The organism is Persicitalea sp., from assembly GCF_041751555.1.
GTDB lineage: Bacteria > Bacteroidota > Bacteroidia > Cytophagales > Spirosomataceae > Persicitalea.
The window spans coordinates 1-6701 of record NZ_JBGSXF010000284.1 but is presented as its reverse complement, the minus strand read 5'-3'; the positions used below and the strand labels follow the sequence as shown (position 1 = coordinate 6701).

Genomic DNA, 6701 nt, shown 5'->3' with positions numbered 1-6701 from the left:
TACGTCATCGTCGCTTAACAGGCCGCGGGTATCAGGAGCCAGGCCCAGGTCGAGGGCCGCGCCGCGTCCGACGCTTTTCAGGTACAAATCAAAAAGCTCGTCGGGCGACTTCGGTTTTTGATCAGGATGGTAAAACCAACCCTGTCGCAGTGGTACGTCGCACTCGGCGGGAATCCAGAATTTGCCATCACGCATTCCCGTTGGGCTGTCCTCGTAATTGGCCTGGCCGGGTACGGCTTCGCTGACGCCGTTGGGTGGCTGCGGCGTGAAGGTGGCCCAGTGCGTTTCGGCGGCGGTGCCTTTTTCGTTGCCTACCCAGCGCACATCAGGACCTATATCGCTAAAAATGTTGGCGTCGGGTTGAAGCTTGCGCGTCAGGTTCGTCCAGGTCGAGTCCCAGCCGTAATAAGTTGTGTTGTCGATGCTGCGTTTTTCCTTGGCGCCGCCGTAGTAGCCGTCGCCGCCGTTAGCCCCGTCGTGCCACGACATGAACAGCGGGCCGTAATTGGTGTAAAGTTCTTCGAGTTGCGCCCGGTAAATGGCCAGGTACTCGGGCGTGCCGTAAGCGGCATTGTTACGGTCCCAGGGCGAGCAGTAGACGCCGAATTTCAGGCCGTTGGCGCGGGCGGCGTCCGCCACTTCTTTCACCATATCGCCCTTTCCGTCGCGAAAGGGGCTTTTGGAAATATTGTATTCCGTCGTCTTGGTCGGCCACAGGCAGAAGCCGTCGTGGTGCTTGGCGACAAAAATGATCGCCCGGAGTCCGCCCGCTTTGGCGGCTTGCACGATTTGGTTGGCGTCGAATTCTTTGGGATTGAAAATGGCCGGGTCGGCATCGCCGTAGCCCCATTCCTTGTTCTCGAACGTGGTGGGCGTGAAGTGAATCAGGCCGTACTGTTCGACCTCGTGCCACATGAGTTGGCGGGGCGATGGGGTAGGGCCGTAGGGTTTGGGAGGAACCTGCGCCCACAGGCTTTGAGTGGCTAGCAGAATTAAGATAAAAGCTTTCTTCATCGGGTATGTGATCAGACTAAGGTAAGAATCAGGTAAATATAGAGATTATTTCTGAGGTCGTTTTTACTGATACCTGCCGGAAACTTTGGGGGCGATTCCCCGCGCAGCCACAATCCGACGTACTTTTGACAAAAAAAGACGTGATGCTCAAAAACTACCTTACCGCCGAGGACACGGAATCAGCCCTGCGCTTTCTGCTGGGAGCCTCTCTGCCTCTTCTGGTATGTACAGCTTTGGGATACAATCAGTTGGGGCTTTTCATGTTCTTAGGAGCCACTTTCGTTTTTGGGATAGATACCCCCATCGCCCTGCCCAAAAAGCTCACTTTCATGCTGGTTTCCGGGGTGCTGTCGGCGGTACTTTTTTTAGTTTTTACCCAGACCAAAGCCTACCCCTGGCTGAATGCATTCCTGCTTTTTGGCGTGCTGTTTGTCATCAACTTCCTTTCCCCGTTTCGACCCAATTTCAGCATTGTGGCCCTGCTGCTCAATCTTTCGGTTATGATCGGGCTCAGTCTGTCATCCAGCGTCCCGACCTTCGCCGATGGCTTGCAGAAAGCGGGCTTTCTGCTACTGGGAGCCGCCTGGTACATCCTGTACGCTTTGCTGATGCACCCCTTGCAGCGCCCCCGGCAACTTCGACGACGCCTGCAGGCCTGCCTGAGCCTAACGGCTGACTACTTCGGCAAGCAGAATGATCTCCTGGATTCCGACCATTCCAAGGATGAAGTACTTTTGGCTTTGTCCCAAAAACAGGGGGAAATCCTGGCGGCGCACCAGCAAATACGCGAAGTCCTGCTGCGTGAGCCCATGAATATCACCAACCCCGAGACATTCATGGGCCGCGCCACCCACTTTCTGGCCAATTTGGTGGATTTGCTCGAACTGGCGACGGCCTGCGTGTCGTCGCTGGAAGCGCTGCCGGATGGCCCCGAAAAAATAGCGACGAAACCAGGGCTGAAGACACTGAATAACAGTATCGAAGCGCAGCTTCGTCAACTGGAAAATCGTTTACTACTCGACGATCAAATTACAGTGAATCAAAGCCACGACGAGGCGGCCGAACGGGCGGTGCGACAATTGTCCCAATATCTCGATGGTCAGAAGCAGTCGCTGCGTGGCCTGGTACAAGTGGGGGAAAGCTACCGCCTGCTGAGGAGGATCCAAAGAAATGCCGAGCAGGAACTGCTGGTACTCCGCAACCTGCGTAAGACTTTGAATCGACAAGCGGTACAGTTGGACTTGTCCAGTGAGGGACTGCGGCGGTTCGCCCTTCATGAAAGCATCGAATGGGATTACCTGCGCAGTCACCTTTCGCTCGATTCCAGCTTCTTCAGGTACGCGCTTCGTATGGCGTTGACCGCCACGGGGGCCTACTACTTGGCCACCGCGCTGGGATTGGGCAACCCGAGCTGGGCGCTGCTGACCGTGCTGGTGATTCTAAAACCCGGTTTTAGCCTTTCGCGTGAGCGGCTGGCCCACCGTACGTACGGCACGCTGGCGGGCGTGGCGGTGGGGCTGACTATTTACTACCTTCTTCGGCCGGGGCTGTATTTTAGTCTGGCGATATTTTTGGGGTCGCAGTTCTTCGCCTTTTCATTTATTAAACGACAGTACGCAGTCACGACTGGCTTCTTTACGCTTTTTATCCTGTTCTTTTACAGCTACCTACAGCGTGGTTTCATGGATGCGGCTTACTACCGGCTGCTCGATACGCTGCTGGCCGCTGGCCTGTGTTGGCTGGCTATGCGGTTTATATTTCCGTTTTGGGAAATACAAAAACTCCCCAACGACGTAGCGGCAGCCCTCCGAGCCAATCGTAATCTGCTGGACAATGTGCTGGAACAAATTAGGACGGGCCAATCGGACATTACGGAATATAAGTTGCTACGCAAATCGGCTTTTCTCGAAACGGATGATTTGCTAAGTTCCTACCGTCTCGCCCAGGCTGAAACGCCCCGGCAGACCGAGCTACTGAACAATACGCAGCGAACGGCTTTATTGATCTACAACCAACTTTCGCTCATTACTAATGTAGGTCTGTTCTTGAAACGCAACCCCGACTACCGCTGCCAGGATGCAAGAGTGAACCAGGCTTTGCGGGGAGCGCTGGACGGAATCGACTCGCTGGTTTCCCGACCGATTGCAAATGCAAAAGAAGAATCGAAAGCCGTCGACTCGGAAGAGTTGACCCGCCGTCAACTCGAACTCGAAGCGCTTTTACGGGCCGACAGCCCGGACTACTTGCCCAAAGCATACGAATTGTTCTGGTTGGAAAATGCCCACAAGCTGCAAGTGATCACGGAAAAACTTCGGCCAAAAATTAATCAGTCGCCCGCTTTCGTAGTTGCTGACTGATTATTCAGCCCGAAGAGCAGACCAGAAACTTGTTGTCAATCAATTGTTAAAAGATCAGTAACTCTTGTTTTTCAACAATTAAACTATTTCTTTCGTTAACTTTTTACGTTAAACAATCACAATCCTATTCGAATCCTGAATGAAAAATTTTCTATTGCCCAAAATCTGGCTGTTGCTGCTGGTCTTAGCCGCTCCCGCACTGGCGCAGACCGATCTCTCGAAGCCTATTCCTTTCGACCCGAACGTCAAGAAAGGAAAGCTCGCCAACGGCCTGACCTATTACATCCGCAAGAACGTCGAACCCAAAGATCGCGCTGAACTACGGCTGGCCATCAAGGCGGGTTCTATTCTTGAAACCGACGAGCAGCAGGGCCTGGCGCACTTCATGGAACACATGAACTTCAACGGCACGAAGAATTTTCCCAAAAACGAACTGGTCGATTTCCTGCAAAAATCCGGTGTTCGCTTCGGAGCTGATCTGAACGCCTACACGGGTTTTGACGAGACGGTCTATATGCTACCCATCCCGACCGACTCGGCGGGTCTGCTCGAAAAGGGGCTGCAAGTACTTGAGGACTGGGCGCACAACGCGCTGTTCGATCCCGAAGAGGTGGACAAGGAGCGTGGCGTGGTGCTGGAAGAGTCGCGCTCGGGCCGGGGCGCGCAGCAGCGGATGCGTGACCAGTATTTCAAGATGATCCTTAATAACTCGCGCTACGCCGAGCGTTTGCCGATTGGTAAGGACGACATTCTGAAGGATTTCAAACCCGAAGTATTGAAGCAGTTCCACACCGACTGGTACCGTCCCGACCTGATGGCCGTCATCGCGGTGGGTGATTTCGACCCTGCCGAGGTGGAGAAAATAATCAAGAACAAATTTGGCAGCATCCCGATGCCTAAGACGCCCAAGAAACGCACTGATTACAAAATTCCGCTCGATGGCGCTACCAACGTGGCCATTGTAACCGACGCCGAGTATCCGCAGAACCTGGTGCAGGTAATTTATAAGCAGCCAGAGTTCACGGAAAAAACCTTGAAAGACGCTCGTACCCAACTAAGTTACCAACTATTCAACGCCATGCTTGGGGCCCGTTTGCAGGAACTCACCCGGCAGGCCGACCCGCCTTTTCTGTTCGGTGGCGGCAACTACGGTGGCTTCCTGGGCGACCTCGATGCCTTTACGTCTATCGCGCTGGCTAAGACCACCGACGGGGTAGAAAAATCGCTGCAAACACTGCTCGAAGAAAACGCTCGGGTACAGAAATTCGGCTTTACGCAATCGGAGCTGGATCGGGCCAAGAGTTCTTACCTCAATGGTATCGAGCGTAGCCTGAAAGAAAAGGACAAGACGCGCTCGGATCGTTACGTGCAGCAATACATCGATAATTTTCTGAACGACGGCTCGGCACCCGGAATTGAGTTTCAATCGGATTTCGTCAAAAAAGAAATTGACGGCATCAAGCTGGCGGAGGTCAACAAACTCGCCAGCCAGTTTATCACTGACAAGAACCGCGCGGTGGTGATTCTCGGCCCCGAGAAAGCCAAAGATCAGCTACCTACCGAGGCCAAAGTGAAGGAGCTACTCGCCACAGCGGGCAAGAATGTGACCGCCTACGTGGACGACACCAAGGACGAGCCGCTATTGCCGACCGAACCCAAAGGCACCAAGGTAGTTTCGGAGAAAAAACTCGACGATCGCCTGGGCGTGACTGAACTCACGCTGGGCAACGGTGTAAAAGTGCTTCTGAAGCCGACCGATTTCAAGAATGACCAAATCCTCTTTAAAGCCACGGGTAAGGGCGGCACGTCGCTATTCCCAAAGGATCTGGAAACGGGCGATTTTGCCAGCTACCTGATCGGTTCGGGAGGCGTGGGTAGTTACAGTCAAACCCAATTGCAGAAATTCCTGGCGGGCAAAACTGTCAACGTACGTCCCTACGTCAGCGAATTATCGGAGGGCGTGTCGGGAAGTACCAATCCTAAGGATCTCGAAACGGCCCTGCAACTGATGTACGCCTACTTCACCGCGCCCCGCAAGGACGAACCCGTGGCGCAAGGCATTCTGTCGAGCCAGAAGTCGTACCTCGAGAATATGATGAAGACGCCTACGCCCGAGAAGATTTTCTCGGACACGCTCAACGCCGTAATGACCAGTTATGACCCGCGCCGCGAACCCCTGACGCCCGAGCGCGTGGACAAGGTGAACCTCGACCGGGCGATGGAGATTTACAAAGACCGTTTCAAGGACGCTTCTGACTTCGTCTTCACGTTCGTCGGTGCCTTCAAAGTGGACGAAATCAAGCCGATGATCGAGAAGTACATCGGAGGCCTACCCTCGACCGACCGCGATGACAGCTATAACGACCCGGACATCCGTCCCATGAAGGGACGCGTGGAAAGAACGGTATATAAGGGAACGGAACCCAAGAGCCGCGTATCGCTGATGTACACGGGCGACTACGACTACAACCCCGAAAACAACGTCCAGATCGAGGCCATCCAGGAAGTGCTGCAAATCAAACTCATTGAGGCCCTGCGTGAGGAGGAAAGCGGCGTGTATGGCGTGGGCGTGTCGGAATCGACCGATAAGTACCCCAGCGGCCATTATCGGATGTCGATCGGCTTCGGCTGTGCGCCCGAAAATGTGGACAAACTCGTACAGCGCACGAAGGAAGAGATCGAGAAGTTGAAAAAGAACGGTGCCGAGCAAAAGGACATCGAGAAATTCGTGGCCGAAACCAGCCGCCAAACGCAGGTGCAGTTGAAAACCAACGAATTCTGGCGTGGCTACCTCGACAACGCGATATTTGAAAATGAAGACCTCCTGGAAGTTTTCAACGAAGAAAAGCACCTGAAAGAAGTGACTGTCGCCAGCACCAAAGCTGCCGCGCAGAAGTACCTCGACGATAGTAATTTCATCAAGGTAGTTTTGATGCCGGAGAAGTAGTCGCTTCGGCTACGCTCAGCGTGACAAGGCTGTCGGCTGTCTTCTAAAATTGCGAAGGCCCGTTTTCTAGTGGGGCTTTCGCAATTTTTATACATTGTCAGGCTGAGCGGAGCCGAAGCCCTCCTCATCCCCCGGCCGGTACTTCATTTGCAGCCCAACCAGAAAATTGCGCAGAATCTGATCTTTGCAGTCGCGGTAGCGGGAATTGCCGGGCTTGCGGAAAAACGCACTGATTTCGTGCTTGCTGATGTGAAAACCCGGCAGGGCGAAGACGTCGAGCATATCGGTATCGTCCATGCTCAGGGCAATTTTTAGCTTACGCAGCACGAGGTTGTTGTTCGTTTTCTTCTCGGCTATGGGTTCCTCGCCGTCTTTCTTGCCGC

Annotated in this window: 4 protein-coding genes; 2 read left to right on the top strand and 2 right to left on the bottom strand. The window is 53.9% G+C overall.

Translation table 11 applies throughout. The annotated features are described in order from the left end of the window. Positions 1–1014: alpha-L-fucosidase (locus ACEW8P_RS09975; protein ID WP_373512939.1), on the bottom strand; the 1014-nt coding region annotated here is incomplete at its 3' end. Positions 1015–1139: 125 nt separating this feature from the next. On the opposite strand from ACEW8P_RS09975, the gene ACEW8P_RS09970 reads away from it, so the two are divergent. Continuing rightward, entirely contained in the window at positions 1140–3371 is a 2232-nt protein-coding gene (locus ACEW8P_RS09970) for an FUSC family protein (RefSeq protein WP_373512938.1), read from the top strand. A gap of 139 nt (positions 3372–3510) precedes the next feature. Then, complete coding sequence (locus ACEW8P_RS09965; protein ID WP_373512937.1) at positions 3511–6318, top strand: M16 family metallopeptidase; 2808 nt, start codon at positions 3511–3513, stop codon at positions 6316–6318. Positions 6319–6405: 87 nt separating this feature from the next. On the opposite strand, the gene ACEW8P_RS09960 is transcribed toward ACEW8P_RS09965, so the two are convergent. Further along, on the bottom strand, positions 6406–6701 hold a 296-nt coding region (locus tag ACEW8P_RS09960), incomplete at its 5' end, for a DUF1456 family protein (RefSeq protein WP_373512936.1).